This is a genomic window from Glutamicibacter sp. NPDC087344, from assembly GCF_044744225.1.
GTDB lineage: Bacteria > Actinomycetota > Actinomycetes > Actinomycetales > Micrococcaceae > Glutamicibacter.
The window spans coordinates 162,782-178,170 of the sequence record NZ_JBIUXY010000004.1 but is presented as its reverse complement, the minus strand read 5'-3'; the positions used below and the strand labels follow the sequence as shown (position 1 = coordinate 178,170).

17 protein-coding genes are annotated in these 15,389 nt (G+C 64.1%); 7 read left to right on the top strand and 10 right to left on the bottom strand.

Annotation, left to right across the window (positions count from 1 at the left end; translation table 11 throughout):
* Nucleotides 1-129 precede the first annotated feature (129 nt).
* Genes ACIOWL_RS08475 through ACIOWL_RS08465 form a run of 3 tightly spaced genes read left to right on the top strand, consistent with a single transcriptional unit; the run spans nt 130 to nt 2,856 of the window.
* Nucleotides 130-870 carry a DUF5058 family protein gene (locus ACIOWL_RS08475; protein ID WP_400383556.1) on the top strand — a complete coding sequence of 247 codons (741 nt, stop codon included), beginning with the start codon at nt 130-132 and terminating at the stop codon, nt 868-870.
* Nucleotides 871-892: 22 nt separating this feature from the next.
* Nucleotides 893-1,615: a hypothetical protein gene (locus ACIOWL_RS08470; RefSeq protein WP_400383554.1), complete on the top strand. Its 723-nt coding sequence runs from the start codon at nt 893-895 to the stop codon at nt 1,613-1,615.
* An 8-nt stretch (nt 1,616-1,623) separates the two neighbouring features.
* Nucleotides 1,624-2,856 carry an amidohydrolase gene (locus ACIOWL_RS08465; RefSeq protein WP_400383552.1) on the top strand — a complete coding sequence of 411 codons (1,233 nt, stop codon included), beginning with the start codon at nt 1,624-1,626 and terminating at the stop codon, nt 2,854-2,856.
* A 26-nt stretch (nt 2,857-2,882) separates the two neighbouring features.
* Here the strand turns inward: ACIOWL_RS08465 and ACIOWL_RS08460 are convergent, their stop codons facing one another.
* The 4 genes from ACIOWL_RS08460 to ACIOWL_RS08445 form a co-directional block, all read right to left on the bottom strand.
* Nucleotides 2,883-3,701, bottom strand: a complete 819-nt coding sequence (locus ACIOWL_RS08460) for an HAD family hydrolase (protein WP_400383550.1) — start codon at nt 3,699-3,701, stop codon at nt 2,883-2,885.
* 20 nt (nt 3,702-3,721) lie between these two features.
* On the bottom strand, nt 3,722-4,516 hold the full coding sequence (gene ppgK / locus ACIOWL_RS08455) for a polyphosphate--glucose phosphotransferase (RefSeq protein ID WP_400383548.1): 795 nt from the start codon (nt 4,514-4,516) through the stop codon (nt 3,722-3,724).
* Nucleotides 4,517-4,594: 78 nt separating this feature from the next.
* Nucleotides 4,595-5,665 (bottom strand): ROK family protein, encoded by a 1,071-nt coding sequence (locus tag ACIOWL_RS08450; RefSeq protein ID WP_400383547.1) that lies wholly within the window; start codon nt 5,663-5,665, stop codon nt 4,595-4,597.
* Entirely contained in the window at nt 5,662-6,351 is a 690-nt protein-coding gene (locus tag ACIOWL_RS08445; protein WP_400383545.1) for a tyrosine-protein phosphatase, read from the bottom strand. The genes ACIOWL_RS08450 and ACIOWL_RS08445 overlap by 4 nt, the downstream gene beginning before the upstream one ends.
* A 50-nt stretch (nt 6,352-6,401) precedes the next feature.
* On the opposite strand from ACIOWL_RS08445, the gene ACIOWL_RS08440 reads away from it, so the two are divergent.
* A complete protein-coding gene (locus tag ACIOWL_RS08440; protein ID WP_400383543.1) occupies nt 6,402-7,433 on the top strand; it encodes an alcohol dehydrogenase catalytic domain-containing protein in 1,032 nt (343 codons plus the stop codon).
* Nucleotides 7,426-7,782 carry a CHY zinc finger protein gene (locus ACIOWL_RS08435; protein WP_400383541.1) on the top strand — a complete coding sequence of 119 codons (357 nt, stop codon included), beginning with the start codon at nt 7,426-7,428 and terminating at the stop codon, nt 7,780-7,782. The genes ACIOWL_RS08440 and ACIOWL_RS08435 overlap by 8 nt, the downstream gene beginning before the upstream one ends.
* 48 nt (nt 7,783-7,830) lie before the next feature.
* On the opposite strand, the gene ACIOWL_RS08430 is transcribed toward ACIOWL_RS08435, so the two are convergent.
* The 4 genes from ACIOWL_RS08430 to ACIOWL_RS08415 are packed head-to-tail and all read right to left on the bottom strand — an operon-like array spanning nt 7,831 to nt 11,806.
* On the bottom strand, nt 7,831-9,195 hold the full coding sequence (locus tag ACIOWL_RS08430; RefSeq protein WP_400383539.1) for a mycothione reductase: 1,365 nt from the start codon (nt 9,193-9,195) through the stop codon (nt 7,831-7,833).
* A 2-nt stretch (nt 9,196-9,197) separates the two neighbouring features.
* Nucleotides 9,198-9,641, bottom strand: a complete 444-nt coding sequence (locus ACIOWL_RS08425) for a universal stress protein (RefSeq protein WP_400383537.1) — start codon at nt 9,639-9,641, stop codon at nt 9,198-9,200.
* 48 nt (nt 9,642-9,689) lie between these two features.
* Nucleotides 9,690-10,595, bottom strand: a complete 906-nt coding sequence (locus ACIOWL_RS08420) for a P1 family peptidase (RefSeq protein ID WP_400383536.1) — start codon at nt 10,593-10,595, stop codon at nt 9,690-9,692.
* Nucleotides 10,596-10,597: 2 nt separating this feature from the next.
* Nucleotides 10,598-11,806: an NAD(P)/FAD-dependent oxidoreductase gene (locus ACIOWL_RS08415; protein ID WP_400383534.1), complete on the bottom strand. Its 1,209-nt coding sequence runs from the start codon at nt 11,804-11,806 to the stop codon at nt 10,598-10,600.
* Nucleotides 11,807-12,042: 236 nt separating this feature from the next.
* Here ACIOWL_RS08415 and ACIOWL_RS08410 point away from each other — a divergent pair, with 236 nt between their 5' ends.
* Nucleotides 12,043-13,227, top strand: a complete 1,185-nt coding sequence (locus ACIOWL_RS08410) for a S8 family serine peptidase (protein WP_400383532.1) — start codon at nt 12,043-12,045, stop codon at nt 13,225-13,227.
* A 4-nt stretch (nt 13,228-13,231) separates the two neighbouring features.
* Nucleotides 13,232-13,453 (top strand): hypothetical protein, encoded by a 222-nt coding sequence (locus tag ACIOWL_RS08405; protein ID WP_400383530.1) that lies wholly within the window; start codon nt 13,232-13,234, stop codon nt 13,451-13,453.
* A 98-nt stretch (nt 13,454-13,551) separates the two neighbouring features.
* Here the strand turns inward: ACIOWL_RS08405 and ACIOWL_RS08400 are convergent, their stop codons facing one another.
* Nucleotides 13,552-14,598, bottom strand: a complete 1,047-nt coding sequence (locus tag ACIOWL_RS08400) for an L-idonate 5-dehydrogenase (protein ID WP_400383528.1) — start codon at nt 14,596-14,598, stop codon at nt 13,552-13,554.
* Nucleotides 14,588-15,358 carry an SDR family oxidoreductase gene (locus tag ACIOWL_RS08395; protein WP_400383527.1) on the bottom strand — a complete coding sequence of 257 codons (771 nt, stop codon included), beginning with the start codon at nt 15,356-15,358 and terminating at the stop codon, nt 14,588-14,590. The genes ACIOWL_RS08400 and ACIOWL_RS08395 overlap by 11 nt, the downstream gene beginning before the upstream one ends.
* Nucleotides 15,359-15,389 lie beyond the last annotated feature (31 nt).

Sequence of the window (15,389 nt, the reverse complement as noted above, 5' to 3'; positions counted from 1 at the left end):
TACGCATTTTGGAGGATATGGCCACTTTTCTGGCCAATTCCCCCATTCCTTGCCGCGGCAGCCTCCACGGGGAACGATTGATAAATGAGATTCACGTCACATTCCTGATCTCTCCCCTAAGGAGTAGCCATGAACGTCCCTCTTGCCGCCGGCAATCCAGGTTCCACCGATATCTGGGCGATCGCCAATAGCCCGATCCTCTGGTTCTGTGCCCTAGGTGTTTTCGCCGTGATTTTTGTCCAAACCTTCCTCTACGTCCGAGCCACCCGGGCCGCCGCACCGCATGTGGACATGCCGATGCGGGAGGTCAAGGAATCCTTCCGTGCTGGCGCCGTGGCTTCAATCGGCCCGTCGCTGTCCGTGGTGCTCGTGGCCATCGCCCTGTTGGCGTTGTTCGGAACCCCCGCGGTCCTGGTTCGCATCGGCCTGATCGGCTCGGCCTCAACCGAAACGGCGAGCGCCAACCTGGCCGCGCAATCCATGGGTTCCACCCTGGGCGGAGACGATTACACCCAGCAGGTCTTCGCGGTGGCATTTATGGCCATGAGCCTGTCCGGCGGCATGTGGATGCTGTGCACCCTGCTGCTCACCCCGATCCTCAAACGCGGTGGCAAGACCCTGGCCAAACGCAATCCGGCGGCCATGGCCCTGATTCCCACCGCGGCGCTGCTGGGGGCATTCAGCATGCTGACCATCGCCGAAATCCCGAAGTCGAATATTCACATGATGCTGGTGTTGATCTCGGCCTCCTCCATGGCATTTTTCCTCTTCCTGGCCAAGGTGCTGCACGCCAGGTGGTTGAAGGAATGGGCGCTGGGATTCGCCATCATCATTTCCATCACCGCCGGCTACCTGATGCATACCGCCTAGGGCTCACGAAAGGATCATTGCCATGTCAACCCAAACCTTGACCAATGCCGACGCCTCCATGGCGCGTTTCGAGAAGCAGACGACCCGTTATGGCTCGATCACGATGCTGCTGGGCCTGATTTTCTCCCTGCTAGGCCCGATCTACCTGGTGTTTTTCGCCGGGCTTGAAATCACCCCCACCATGATCTGGGTGGCATTCGCCGCGGTGGCTGCCACCTTCGGGGTTTTCTGGATTGTCGAGCCGCTGACCTATTTCCCGATTCTCGGCTCGGCGGCCATGTACCAGGCATTCATGATCGGCAACATCTCCAACAAACTGCTTCCGGCGGCCATCGTGGCCCAGTCCTCCATCGGGGCCAAACCCGGGACCCGGCGCGGGGACTTGTCTGCGGTGATGGCCATTTGCGGCGCCGCCACCGTTCACCTGACCAGTTTGCTGCTCTTTGTCGGTGTTTTCGGTTCCTGGCTGGTGTCGGTGATCCCCGTGGAGATGATCGAAGTAGCCCGCATCTACATCCTGCCCTCGCTGATGGGGGCGGTCCTGGTGCAGGCAATTGTGGCCATGAACCAATTGCGCCCAACCGTCGTGGCGATTGTTTTATCGCTGCTGATGTACTTTGTCATCATTCCGATGGCTCCGTCGCTGGCGCTGTTCGGAACCGCCCTGGTGGTGCTGCTTTCCATCATCGTCTCGTGGCTGGTTCGCGACCGCAAGGCAGTGCACACCCCCGTAGAAACCGACTAGGAGCATTGATGAGCAGCAATACCCAGGAATTCTTGTCCACGGCCTTGGATGCCGCGCAAACCGAAACCATGCACCAGATGTATCGGCATCTGCATGCGCATCCGGAGCTCTCGATGCAGGAGCATCAGACCGCCAGGTACATCAGCGCGCAACTCCAGGCGCTGAATATCGAGAACTTCAGCTGCGGCACCACCGGGGTGGTCGGCATCCAACGCAACGGCGACGGGCCGGTGCTTGGTTTCCGGGCCGATACCGATGGCCTGCCGATTGCCGAAGATACCGGGGCTTCCTACGCCTCGACGGCCCGTGGCACGCTTCCCGACGGCACCGAGGTCCCGGTGATGCACGGCTGCGGCCACGACACCCACGTCACCGCCGCGCTGACCGCTGCCGCACGGCTAGCCGAGCAGCCCGAGGCCTGGAGCGGGACCATTGTCTGGATCTTCCAACCCGGTGAGGAAACCGCGGCCGGGGCCCGGGCCATGCTCGATGACGGGTTATGGGATAAGGCGCCACGGCCGGAGATCATCCTGGGCCAGCACGTTTTTCCATTCCCCGCCGGGTCTATCGGGCTCGTCAGCGGAGCGGCCATGGCCATGGCCGACTCGCTGCGGGTGACCATCCACGGAAAACAATCCCACGGTTCCCAACCTCAAGATTCAATTGACCCGATTCTCCTCGGTGCCCACGCCATCACCCGGTTGCAGGGTATTGTCTCCCGCGAGCTGAATCCGCAGTCTCCGGCCGTTCTCAGCTGCGGTTCGTTCCACGCGGGGCTGAAGGAAAACATCATTCCCGACCGCGCGGAATTCACCCTTAACGTGCGGACCTTCGACGAGCAGGTGCGCAGCCAGGTGCTGGACGGGATCCACCGGATCGTCAACGCGGAGGCGACCGCTTCCAACGCCCCGACTCCGGAGATTGAACGGTTCAACTCTTTCCCGAAGTTGTACAACAATCCGGAGCACACCGCGCAGGTTCGCGCGGCGCTGATGAACGAATTGGGTGCCGAGAACGTGGTGGAGGTGCCGGCAGCCATGGGATCCGAAGATTTCGGGGCGTTGGGAGATGAGATCGGGGTTCCCTACGTGTACTGGTTTTTCGGCGGCTTCATCCCCGGCGAGCAGCCCGCACCGGTGAACCACTCCCCGCATTTCCTGCCGGACTACGAGATCTCCCTGGCCACAGCGGTTCGCGCGGCGTTGGCCGGGATCGGGACCTACCTGGGCCGCGCCCAGTAGCGGCTTTCCCTTCGGTGAGGTGACACCTAGTTCAGGGTTGTGCGCCCCTCAAGGTAGGCACGCAGCACCTGCAGCACCCCATGCTCGGTATTGGCCGGGGCCGTGAAGTTCGCGGCCTCGGCCACCAGCGGGTGGGCATTGGCCATGGCGAAGGAATACCGTGCCTGACCCATCATTTCCAGGTCATTGGGGTAATCCCCGAACACCGCGGTTTCCTCTGCGCTGATTCCCAGCGACTGTTGCAACCGGCCCAGGGCCAACCCCTTGTGGACCCCGTGATTCATCGCGTCAACCCAGTGGCTGCCTGAGATCACCACCTGCAGCTCAACGTCCAGCACCGCTGCCAGTTCCTTGACCTGTCCGGTGCCCACGTTGACCGCCATCTTGATCACGTCGTCGGCGACCTCCTGCAGGTCGTCAACCACCTTCACCGCGCGGTAGTACGGGGCCACGGCCCGGGCGAATTTCTCATCGGCCCGCTCAACGTAGGCGGTTCGGCGGCCGCACAACACCAACCCGGCATCAAGCTCACCCTGGGCACGCACCGCGTTGATCACGGTTTGGACCGGTTGCCGGTCGATGATGTTTGAGTACACCTCGGTGTCGCCGCGCATGACCACGGTGCCGTTCTCCGCGATGATCGACAATTCGCCCAAGCGGGCAAACTGCTCGCTCAGGGTTGCAAACTGGCGCCCCGACGCCGGAACAAAATGCACCCCGCGTTCCTGCAGGTCGGCAATGACCTGCCAGGCCTCCTGCGGGATCGCTCCGCTTCCGTCCAGGAAAGTCCCGTCCATATCCACGGCGACAAGTTTCAGGTCGGCGGCGGGATCAATGGTGTGCATTTGCTACGTCCTTGGTTTTGCTAGTGGTTCATCGCCCGGTGCGCCGCACCAAGCACGCCGGCGGCGTTGTTGTACTGCGCCGGAACAATTCGTGCGCGCAGCTTGAGCTGCGGCATGAATTTCTCATGGTCCAGCGAGACGGCCCCGCCGATGACAATCAAATCCGGGCTGCACAAAAATTCTACGTGGGACAGGTAACGTTGCAGGCGTTCGATGTACTGATCCCAGCTGAGGTTTTCCTCACGGATCACCCTGGCCGCGGCCCGGGATTCTGCATCCACCCCGTCGATTTCCAGGTGGCCGAACTCGACATTGGGGAACAAGTTTCCATCACGGAAAAATGCCGACCCGATCCCGGTCCCCAGGGTCAGCACCAGGGTGCTGCCCGGAATCGGCGCCCCCGCAAAACTTCCCGCCCCGGCGAACACCTCTGCCATTCCCGCGGCGTCGGCATCATTGAGCACACTGACCTCACGGTTCAGCTGGCCACGCAGCAACGCCACGGCATCCAGGCCAATCCAGGCATCATCGATGTTGGCGGCCGAATGCACCACACCGTCAATCACGATCCCCGGGACGGTGACCCCTACCGGCACCCCGAACAGGTCGCTTCCGGTCAGCTGTTGAAGCTCGCTGATGATCTGAGCCATGACCTCGGCAACTGCCTGGGGGTGCGCCCCGGCCGGGGTCGTGGCATGGCTGAAGGTGCTCTCGACAAGCTTGCCCGCCTGGTCTACCACCCCGTATTTGATGGACGAGCCACCCAGATCCAGGCCGATAGCTGCAAAGGGCACGGCCGAAGCGGCAGGTGACATGTGAACTCCATTCTAAATATTAAGGACTCTTTACAATATCTAGCACTCGGCGTTCGGTCAATGCCGGAATCCAGCAGATTACATCTGGCGGTAGCTGCTCCACAGCCGGTCCAAGGCCAAGGTGCGGGCGGCGCCTAACGCCCCGTGAAGGGCCTTGGTTCCACCCTGCGGGGAATACTCGACATCCGGGCCCGCCAGCGGCACACTCTCACCCAGCCGGGCCCCCAGCTGCTCGGTCAGCCCGGCACTGGCCCCCGGGCCGGTGACCACCAGGGTATCGGGATCGAGGTAGCCCAACAGGTTGCCCAGAACCTGGCTCAACGGTTCCACAAGCAGCGGCCAGGAAAGCGGATCGCTCAATTTCTCGCAGAGGATCCGCGGACCCACCAGGCCCGCGGCGTCCAGGTGCTCCAACAGGGTCCGGCCCTTGAGCCGCTGAGTTTCAAGCTCCCCCACCAGCCCGTGACGACCCCGGTACACCTGGCCGCCGATCACCAGCGCCGAGCCGATGCCCGCCCCCAGATACAGCAGCAGCATGGAGCCGCTGCGCGGGGTGTATTCGGCCACCGCCATCCAGTTCACGTCGTTATCCAGCACCGTGCGGTCCTTCTCGAAAAGTCCAGCCAGATCCGCCCCGGAGGCGGCAAAGTTCGGCACCGGAAGAACCTGTTTGCCGCCGTCCTCTTGCTGCAGCACCGGGGCCGCCTGGCTGATCCCGGTCGCCAACCTGGGTGAGCCGAGTTCCAGTTGCAAGCTCTCATCCAGTTCCCGGGCCGCCTCCAGCACCTGCGCTTCGCTGGTGGAAGCCTCAAGGCCGCGGCTGCGTTCAGCCAGCACCCGTCCGGTGACATCGCAGGCACGCAGCGTGAGCCGCTCGGCATTCAACTCGATCCCCGCCACATGCCCATAGGCTTCGCGCAGCGAATACCGTTCGGGAATTCGTCCGCGTTTCCCCTCGGCAGTTGAATACCCCTCGGCTACCAGGCCGAATTCCTGCAACCGCAGGATTGACTGGGAAGCGGTGGGCTTGGAGATCCCCAGGCGCGCGGACAGTTCGCTGCGCGTCGACGGGCCCCGACTCAGAAAATCGACGACGCGCTCATCGGTCAGCGCCGCCAGGGCGCGCGGGCCGCCGCTTTGAACGCTCAACTGGCCACCAGCTTCTCACCCAGGGTTTCCAGCTGGGCGCGGGTTAACCCGTGGGAGAGCAGGTAGTCGGCAATCGACCCGCTGCGTTCGGCCACCGCGAGCGCCTGCTCCAGGTCAGCCACGGAAGTCCCCACCAGCAGCGTGCGCATCGCCTCGGTCAGCTGCACCCCGTGTTCTTGCATCTGCCGCGTCATCACCGAAAGCCAGTGCCCGGACAACGCGGCGGTGGATGCCGAATAATCCTCGAGTACCGCATCCTTCTCCGCGCCGACGGCCAACAGCACCAGCGCCACCCCTACCCCGGTGCGGTCCTTGCCGGCGGTGCAATGAACCAGGCTCGCCCCGGGTTCGGAGATTCCCGCGGCCAGGGCGGCCCAGGTGGAACCGTGCAGCGCAACCAGCGGTTCATAAATTTCTTCCAGGGTGCTCAGCTGTCCCACGGCACCCTCCAGCAACGGCAGGTGGGTACGTGCGGCCCCGGCAATACTAGCCGGAAAACCCGGAAGGTAGCTGGTTTCCTGGGTGCTGCGCAGGTCGAAGATGCGCGACAGCTGCGTTTCGGCGACCCAGTCGGTCAGCCGCTGATCAATCTGGTGCGGTGCGGCGCAGCGGAAGAGCACACCGGAGGCGATGCGCCCACCAGCGGCCGGGATTCCCCCGGCTTCACGGAGGTTGGAAAGAAACATGCTCACATCCTAGGCTTGAATCAGCACACCATGCCAACGCAAGGAGCAACATGCGCGCCACCTATCTACTCGGAGACCAGAGCGTCGAACTGCGCGAGGTCCCGGATCCGGTCCTGATCGAGCCAACCGATGCCCTGGTTGAGATCACCGCAAGCTGCATCTGCGGTTCGGACCTGCACCCCTATCACGGGCCGGCGGTCACCGCGCGTCCCATCGGCCACGAGTTCGTTGGCCGGGTCACCGAGGTTGGCGCCGAGGTCAGCACCCTGAAAGCCGGCGATTTTGTGATCGCCCCGTTCACCATCAACTGCGGCACCTGCCAGTTCTGCCGCGAAGGACTGACCACCTCCTGCGTGCAGGCCGGTTCCTGGGGCCGGACCAACTCCACGCAGTCCGCCTGCCAGGCCGAGGCGATCCGCGTCCCGCTGGCCGACGGCACGCTGTTCAAGGTCGACGCCGAGGTCGACCAGGCATTGCTTCCGAGCCTGCTGACGCTGTCCGATGTGTACGGCACCGGATACCATGCCGCGCGCAGCGCCCGGGTGGGTGCGGGCGACAGCGTGGTGGTCATCGGCGACGGCGCCGTGGGCCTGCTGGCCGTGCTCTCCGCCAAAGCGCTGGGTGCCGAACAAATCATCTTGATGGGCCGGCATACCGCCCGCACCGATCTGGGCCGCCAGTTCGGCGCCACGGATGTGGTGAGCGAACGCGGCGAGGAAGGGATCGCCAAGGTCCGTGAGCTCACCGGCCACGGGGCCCACAAGGTGCTGGAAGCCGTGGGCCTGTTGCCTGCCTTCGAGCAGGCCATCGGGGTGGCCCGCCCGGGCGGCACCATCTCCCGGGTGGGGGTCCCGCAGTACGCCACCGGCCCGGTGGGACGCGAATTCTTCGGCCCCAACCTGACGCTGACCGGCGGGGTGGCGCCGGTGCGCAGCTACATCGGCACCTTGCTGCCCGACGTGCTGGAAGGACGGGTCAACCCGGGCCTGGTGTTCGACTCGGTCCTGCCGCTTCAGCAGGTCGCCCAGGGCTACGCGGCCATGGAGGCACGCGAGTCGCTGAAGGTCATGCTGCGTGGATAAGCAGCCGGTGACGGTTCCGGGGCAACGCACGGTGCACGGGGTGGGCATGGATTCCCAGACCCGCTGCGCGCACTATCACCAGGTCCTCGACGTGATCGCGTTGCGCCACGGGTGCTGCGAGCTCTGGTACCCGTGCCACCTGTGCCATGAAGAGCTCGCCGACCACCCGGCCCGGCCGTGGCCGGCGGCGCGCGGTGCCGAACCGGCGGTGTTGTGCGGGGTGTGCGGCCACGAGCTGACCGCCGGAGAATACCTGGGGGTCGCCTCCTGCCCGGCGTGCCAGGCGCAGTTCAACCCGGGATGCAAGGCGCATACCGAACTGTATTTCGAACTGCCCGCGCATCTCTAAGCGCCTCAGCGACGAACGGCCTCGACGCAGGGGCTCTGAGGCAGGGGCTCAGAGGCAGCCGGAGTCCGGGACCTCGAGGCCCAGCAGCGCGTTTTCAACAACCTCCATGAGCGCCGGGTGGATCCAGTATGCCCCGCGCGCCAAGGTGTGTGCGTCGATGCCCAAATTCATGGCGGTCACCAGCGGCTGGATGAGGTTGGCCGCCTCGTATCCCAGGATGTGCGCGCCGAGGATCCGCCCGTCACGGCGATCGGCAATCACCTTGCACAAACCCTGTTCGTCCTCCATGGCCCAGCCGTAGGCGGTATCCGCGTACTTCTGGGTTTTCACCGTGACGTGTTCCCCCACCTGCGCGCGGGCTTGGGCCTCGGTCAGACCGATATGGGCGATTTCCGGATGCGTGAACACCGCCGCGGGCACGGCCCCGGAGGATACCGCGCGCAGATTCTGGGGGTTCTCAAGATTGTGTGCAACCACCCGGGCCTGATGGTTGGCCGCGTGTTTGAGCTGCTGCTCGCCGCTGATGTCCCCCAGCGCGTAGAGTCCTTGGACTGCCTGCCCGCCGCGCAGGACCCGCTGGAATTGATCAACCTTGAGCCGCCCGTCCGCATGCAGATCCAGACCCGCTCCAGCGGTGAATTCGGTGTTGGGGAGCCGGCCGGTGGCCACCAGCACCGCATCGGCGGTAAAAATACCTGTGTCGGTGTGCACCTGCAGACCCGTCTGGCCGGCGGTGATTGACCGCGGTTCGCTGTTCAGCTTCACTTCCCAGTCGACCTGCTGGTTGAAGGCCCGTCCAATGTCCTCGTCAAGGTATTTAAGCAGCCGGTCCCCGCGCACCAGCTGGGTGACCTCGGTGCCCAGCCCGGCGAAAATGGAGGCGAATTCGCAGGCGATGAATCCGGCACCGATCACCACCAATTTTTGGGGCTGCTCGATCCGCATGATGGTATCCGAGGTGTGCACCCCGGGCAGGTTGATGCCTTGGATCTCCGGGAGCACCGGACGCGACCCGGCCGCCAACACGATCTGTTCGGCATGGATTTCGCGGCCGTCTGCGCAGCGCAGCGTGTGCTCGTCCAGCAGGTCCACGTGCCCCAGCACGGTGACGTTGGCCGCCTGCTGCCGGTATTCCAGGCCGCCGGCGGAGATGGGGTCGATGCGTTCAAAAATCCGGTCACGAATCGCGGAAAAATCCGCGCGCCCCGCGGGCAGCGCCACCCCCACCCGGCTGGCTTCCTGATAGGTACGTGCCAGCTGGGCGGGACGGACAAACATTTTGGTCGGGATGCAGCCCACGTTCAGGCAGGTTCCGCCGAACACCCCGGATTCGGCGATCGCCACCTGCTTGCCATCCCAGTAGTCGGTGAGCAGGGAGTTTCCCGAGCCTGAGCCAACGATCGCTAGATCCACGGTTACTCCTCGGGCAGGTTGATGATCTGCTGCGGAATCACCAGCACCGGGCGGGTCTGCTTCTGGGCCAGCGCCACCGCGATCGACCCGTCAATGAACTGCGCCAGCTTGTTGCGCAGCCCCGGGCGGCGGGTGCCGATCACAATCATCCGGGCGTCGACTTCCTCGGCCACCGCGCTGAGCACCTTGGCCGGGTCCCCAGGCACACTGTGAAGTTCGTAGTCCACGCCCAACAGGTGCGCGGCCACCAGCTCGGCCAACTCTTCCGGGAACTGGGCCTCGGAGGTTCCCAGCACGTTGTGTTCCGGCAGGCGTTCGGTGACGTAGCGACCCGAATCGGCGAAGATCACCTCGACCTTCGCCCCCAGATCCGCGGCGATCGATGCCGCGGTGATCAGCACGGTGGGGGTCTGCCCCGGTTCAATTCCAACTACGATGCTGCTCATCTTCGTTCCTTTACTCGTCTTCTCAAAAACCTTGTGCCCGCGTGCCGCCTAGCCGGTTCCCGCGGCGGCCATTCCCAGGGCTTGGGCGGTGGCCAGCACCGTGAGCATCCGGACCGTGTCCAGATCCGCCGGGATCTGGCCGGTTGCCGCCGCGATGAACGCATCCCCGTCCAGCCGGGTGTGCGGCGGGTGGATGGCCCGGGCCAGCCCGTCGTGGGCGCCCTGGGCCATCAGATGGCATCCGGTTTTGTCCAGTTTCGCGTTGCTGAACACCACCCCGATGGTGGTGTTGGTCCGTGGCAGCGGGGTGGAATCCCCGCTGGTCGCCGCGGCCAGGGCGGCGAGAACCGCGGCCGAGTCCAGGCTCGGCTCCTCGCCCGGGGAGAGCACATCCCCGAAGGCATTCACCGCGCACAGGGCGCCCACCACCAGCTCGCCCAGGCGTTGTTCGGCATACACCAGCCCGCCCGGGTAGGAGTTCTCCCCGCGCCAACGTCCGGCGCGGGCCCCTCTCCCGGCACCCACCAACCCGACGGCCAGGCGGGTGTGCGCCTCGGGTTCGCCAGCCGCCGCGGCCGCCAGGTATCCGCCTTCGGCATCCGGACGGGCCGCCGAGTCGGCCAGGTCGAACAATCCCAGGGTGGGCACAATCGGCACCGGGCCGGCCGGGGTCATCACCCCGCGCTGATGCTCGCGCAGGTAGCGCATCACCCCGTCCGCGCTGGCCAACCCGAAGGCCGAGCCACCGGTGAGCAGCGCCGCGTCCAGGTGCTGCACACTCATCAGCGGATTGAGCGCATCCAGCTCGCGGGAGGCCGGGGCTCCGCCCAGCACCTGGGCGGAGCCCACCGTGCCAGGCGGAAAAAGCACCACGGTGCACCCCGAACCCTGCGTGGTCCAATGCCCAATACCCACCCCGGGAACGGAGATCGGCAGCTGGCCGGTGGCCGCCATGGCTACAGCTCCTCCAGGGTGATGGAATCGTCGGCAAGCCGGGCCGGGTCGATCTCGCGGCCCACCAAGGCTCGCAGGGTGTCATTAACATCCCAGATGTTCACGTTGGCCGCCGCGGTGATCCGCCGCTCACGCAACCAGAAGATCACAAACTCATTCTCCGTCCCGCGCACCACCGTTTCGTCGGTGGCCTTGGCATCCCCGACGTATTCCATGCCCAGGTCGAACTGGTCGGTGAAAAAGTAAGGCAGCCAGTCATAACTCTCATCGGCCCCTAAAAGCGTGGCCGCGGCGAGTTTGCCCTGGCGGATCGCGTTGTCCCAGTGCTCCACCTGCAGCTGGCGGCGCAACCGGGTGTTGAACGCCTGGGCCGCATCCCCGATCACCAGGATCTTGGAGTCGCTGCTGCGCAGGGAAGCATCCACAATCACCCCGCGGTCCACCTCAAGCCCGGCGGTTTCGGCCAGTTCCACATTAGGCACCGCGCCGATGGCCAGCAGCACCACCTCGGCCCGGCTGCTTCCTGCATCGGAGACCACCTGCAGATGCCGGTCAACCAGCTCGATCCCCTGGACCCGGGTGCCGGTGCGGACATCCACCCCGTGGCGTTGATGCAATTCCAGGAGGTGGTGGCCGAACCGCTCGCCAAACACCTTGGCCAGCGGAAGATCATCCGGCGAATACACGGTGACCCGGGCCCCGAGTGCGCGGGAGCTGGCGGCAACTTCCATGCCGATCCAGCCCGAGCCGATGACCGCCACCTGGGTGCCGTCGGTAATCTGTTCCTTGAGCGCTTGGGCGTCCTTCAGGGTGCGCAGCAGATGCACCCCAGGCAGGTCATGTCCGGCCATCGGTTCGCTGCCGCCGAGCCGCGACCGCGCCCCGGTGGCCAGCACCAGCGCGTCGTAGTCAATCGTGGTGCCATCGGCCAGCACCACGTGCTGGTGCTTGCGGTCAATGCTGATGGCCCGGGTGTCCAGCCTGAGGTCCACATGGTTTTCTGCATACCAGGCGGCGGTGTTCACGGTGAAGTCTGCGACCTCGTCGGCGCCCTGGAGGAATCCCTTGGACAGCGGCGGACGTTCGTAGGGCAGCGCGGATTCATCCCCGATGACCCGCAGCACCCCGTCATACCCGCGGGCGCGTAGCTCGCGAACCAGGGTGGCCGCAGCCAGCCCCGCACCAATGACAACAATCGTTTCCGGATTCATCGATCACCTTTCACGCGTGGGTGTACTTCGATCCTCACATGTCCTGACAGCGCTGGCAATTGCTTCCCGGCTTCCGCCCAGCAGATGACGCAACAAGTCATATTGGCCCGCTCAGCGCTTGGAGCCTGCGTTGCATATTCCCGGAGTTTCGAGAAAAACTTCCGCCGCCCGGGTTGCCCCTTTATCTGTCGGTTCTCTGGGGATAAAGTTCTAGGTACCCGAGCGAGGAGTTCGTCATGATTACCGAAGGTAACCAACCGACCGAGGAAGTTCCCGGTCGTTACGTCCTGATTTTCGATTCGCCGACATCTTCCCATCCCTCAACCCTGGGAATCGCGTCCTTAGAGGACAAGGTGCCCAACCTGCTGGCCGCCGCGGGCTACTCGGAAAATGAGTATTTTCCGCGGCTTGGCATAGCCGTGGTGGATTCTCCACCAGATCAACTTGATGAGTTTTCCGCGCGTGTGGCCGGGGAACACCTGCCGGCTCGTGTTGTCCCGGAACAGGTCTACCGGATTCTGGATACGGCGCAAGATGAGCCATCAAGCTTCTCAGATACCGACGAATTCACCTGGGGCCTGCAGGCGGTCCAGGCGGCGCATTCCCAGTTCACCGGTGCCGGGATCAAGGTCGCCGTGTTGGACACCGGGTTTGACCTGGATCATCCCGATTTTGCCGGGCGAACCGTCACCGCGCAGTCCTTCGCTCCCGGAGAGGATGCAACGGACGGGCACGGCCACGGCACCCACTGCATCGGCACCTCGTGCGGCCCACGTGAAGTGGCCGGCGGGCGCGGCTACGGGGTCGCCTCCCAGGCGGAGATCCACGCAGGCAAGGTCCTGGGCTCCAACGGGTCGGGAACCGACTCCATGATCTTGGCCGGCATCGACTGGGCCTTGCAGAACGAATGCCACATCATTTCGATGTCCTTGGGCGCCGATGTGCGCCAGGTGCATCCTCCGTATGTCACCGCCGGGCGTCGCGCCTTGGAACAGGGAACGTTGATCATCGCGGCGGCGGGTAATAATGCCAACCGCCCGAACAATGATCCGGGTTTTGTGGGTGCTCCGGCCAACAGCCCTTACATCATGGCGGTCGGCGCACTGGATTCAGGGTTGAAGGTCGCGCCTTTCTCCGCCCGCACCCTGCCCGGACGCGGTGGACAGGTCGACATCTCCGGGCCCGGGGTGAAGGTGTATTCATCGTGGCCCGGGTCCCAGCGCTACAACACGATCAGCGGCACATCCATGGCCACCCCGCACGTTGCCGGCGTGGCCGCCCTCTTGGCTGAGGCGACCGGCTACCGGGCCCGCGAGCTGTGGGCCGAACTGGTGCAGCAATCACGTCGGTTGGAGCAGTTTTCCGTTGATGTCGGCGCCGGGCTGAGCCAAGCCCCTGAACCGGTAGAAGACCAGGGATAAGACCATGGCTTCTCGACGCACGGTGATTGTCACCATTACCCAGAAACACACCGGCGACATGACTGCCGCGGTCACTTCCCTGAAATCTCATGGACTTGAGGTTCAACAGGTCCTGGGTACCTTGGGTCAGGTCATCGGACAGGCGGCAGATGACCAGCTGAATGAACTGAAAAGTTTGGACTGTGTCGCCTCGGTTGATGCCGAACAGCAATACAAGGCACTCTAAGCGAAGGCACCGAACACAACACAGGCCCACGAGCGCACCCTTGCATAGGGTGCGCTCGTGGGCCTGTGCACGCTCATCTCAACATCGGGCTTGTCGCCCTACTGGAAATTCAGCAGGACTTTGCCGGAGGCCGAGGCATCCTTGGCAGTTTCGAAGGCTTCCAGCGCCTGGTCCGCAGGGAACTCATGGGTCACCGCGGCACCGATCTGCAGCGAACCATCGGCAAGCGCCTGGAGCACCTGATCGATTTCGTTGTTAAACCGGAAGGAACCTACCAACTCCAGTTCCCGGGTGATGGCCAGTGAAATCAACGCTGGCTGCTCACCGCTGGGAAGCAATCCAACCATCACGACCCGGCCGCCCCGAGCTGCGTCGCGGATTGCTGACGCCAGCCCGCGGTAGTTGCCGCTGGCTTCGATCACCACATCCGCATGGATCTGCGAAATTTCTTCTACCGGCGGTGCTTGCAGGGTGCTCGTTGCTCCGAGTTTGCTGGCAACCTCCAAGGGTGCTTGGTGCATATCCACCGCAATGATCTGCGCCGCTCCCGCGCGTTTGAGCACTGCGACAGCCAAGGCTCCGATGGGACCAGCCCCGATCACCAGGACACGTTTTCCTGCCACATCTCCGGCGCGCGACACCGCGTGCCAGGCCACGGCCGCTGGTTCGGCCAGGGCCGCCTCGCGCAGGCTCAGGTCTTTGGGCAGTTCACGCAGCATCCGGGCCGGAAGATTCACTTCCGTGGCGAAGGCGCCTTCGGTATGCGGGTAGCGGGCGGCTGAGCCCAAATAGGTGCATCCCGGGGATAGGTTTGGGCGGTCTTGCGGATATGGTTCGCCGGTGCCGCCTGGTGTTGCCGGGTGCACGGCGACCCGCGCCCCGGCTGCGGGTCCGGTTCCATCCGCGGCGGCTTGTATGACCGTGCCGACAATTTCATGGCCGAGCACCATCGGCGCCTTGAGAATCGATTCGCCGGCCGCGCCGTGGCTCCAGTAGTGCAGGTCCGAACCGCAGATACCGCCGTAGGCGATAGCTACCCGTGCTTGGTCTGCCGCGGGCGCGTCGAGGCTGATCTGTTCTACCCGCAGGTCGCCAGCGGCGTGGGCAACAACAGCAAGGGTCTGCTCAATGAGGTTAGACGACAACGCTCATACCTCCGTCGATGAAAATGGTTTGTCCGTTGACGTAATTAGACCCTTCAGAGGCCAGCCATACGGCCGGCCCTGCCAGGTCTGCCACGGTCCCCCAGCGCCCGGCGGGGGTGCGGCCAAGAATCCAGGAATTAAACTGTTCGTCATCCACCAGGTTCTGGGTCATTTCGGTGTGAATGTAGCCCGGTGCAATGCCGTTGATTTGCAGGCCGGAACCGGCCCATTCGGCAGTCATCGCGCGGGTGAGGTTGCGCAGACCGCCCTTGGCCGCGGTGTAGGCGGCAATGGTGGGACGCGCTAGATCGGTTTGCACCGAACAGATGTTGATGATTTTGCCGGCTCCGCGCTGCACCATTCCGCGTGCCACGGCCCGGCCGACCAGGAAGGCGCTGGTGAGATTCGTATCGATCACCCGCTGCCAGTCGGCGATATCCAGTTCAAGCATCGGAACACGGTGCTGGATCCCGGCATTGTTGACCAAAATGTCCAGCGATCCGATGGTTGTTTCGATCTTGGCGATATTGGCGCTTACCGATTGATCATCGGTGACGTCGAAGCAGGCCGAGTGGATTCGTTCAGCACCATAGGTAGCTGAGAATTCGTTCACGGTTTCGTCGAGACGCTCGGCGTCACGTCCGTGCAGAACGATAGTTGCCCCGGCATCCGCCAGCCCGCGGGCGAGCTCTTTGCCGATACCTCGTGATGATCCGGTCACCAAGGCCAGCTTGCCTGTGAGGTCAAAAAGATTACTCATTTTCTCAGCTTCCTCATTTTGACGGCAGCGC

Excerpts from the sequence above, each read along its gene's own strand:
- ACIOWL_RS08475 (WP_400383556.1), top strand. The coding sequence starts at position 130 with ATGAACGTCCCTCTTGCCGCCGGCAATCCAGGTTCCACCGATATCTGG.
- ACIOWL_RS08470 (WP_400383554.1), top strand. The coding sequence starts at position 893 with ATGTCAACCCAAACCTTGACCAATGCCGACGCCTCCATGGCGCGTTTC.
- ACIOWL_RS08465 (WP_400383552.1), top strand. The coding sequence starts at position 1,624 with ATGAGCAGCAATACCCAGGAATTCTTGTCCACGGCCTTGGATGCCGCG.
- ACIOWL_RS08460 (WP_400383550.1), bottom strand. The coding sequence starts at position 3,701 with ATGCACACCATTGATCCCGCCGCCGACCTGAAACTTGTCGCCGTGGAT.
- ppgK (WP_400383548.1), bottom strand. The coding sequence starts at position 4,516 with ATGTCACCTGCCGCTTCGGCCGTGCCCTTTGCAGCTATCGGCCTGGAT.
- ACIOWL_RS08445 (WP_400383545.1), bottom strand. The coding sequence starts at position 6,351 with ATGTTTCTTTCCAACCTCCGTGAAGCCGGGGGAATCCCGGCCGCTGGT.
- ACIOWL_RS08440 (WP_400383543.1), top strand. The coding sequence starts at position 6,402 with ATGCGCGCCACCTATCTACTCGGAGACCAGAGCGTCGAACTGCGCGAG.
- ACIOWL_RS08425 (WP_400383537.1), bottom strand. The coding sequence starts at position 9,641 with ATGAGCAGCATCGTAGTTGGAATTGAACCGGGGCAGACCCCCACCGTG.
- ACIOWL_RS08420 (WP_400383536.1), bottom strand. The coding sequence starts at position 10,595 with ATGGCGGCCACCGGCCAGCTGCCGATCTCCGTTCCCGGGGTGGGTATT.
- ACIOWL_RS08415 (WP_400383534.1), bottom strand. The coding sequence starts at position 11,806 with ATGAATCCGGAAACGATTGTTGTCATTGGTGCGGGGCTGGCTGCGGCC.
- ACIOWL_RS08410 (WP_400383532.1), top strand. The coding sequence starts at position 12,043 with ATGATTACCGAAGGTAACCAACCGACCGAGGAAGTTCCCGGTCGTTAC.
- ACIOWL_RS08405 (WP_400383530.1), top strand. The coding sequence starts at position 13,232 with ATGGCTTCTCGACGCACGGTGATTGTCACCATTACCCAGAAACACACC.
- ACIOWL_RS08395 (WP_400383527.1), bottom strand. The coding sequence starts at position 15,358 with ATGAGTAATCTTTTTGACCTCACAGGCAAGCTGGCCTTGGTGACCGGA.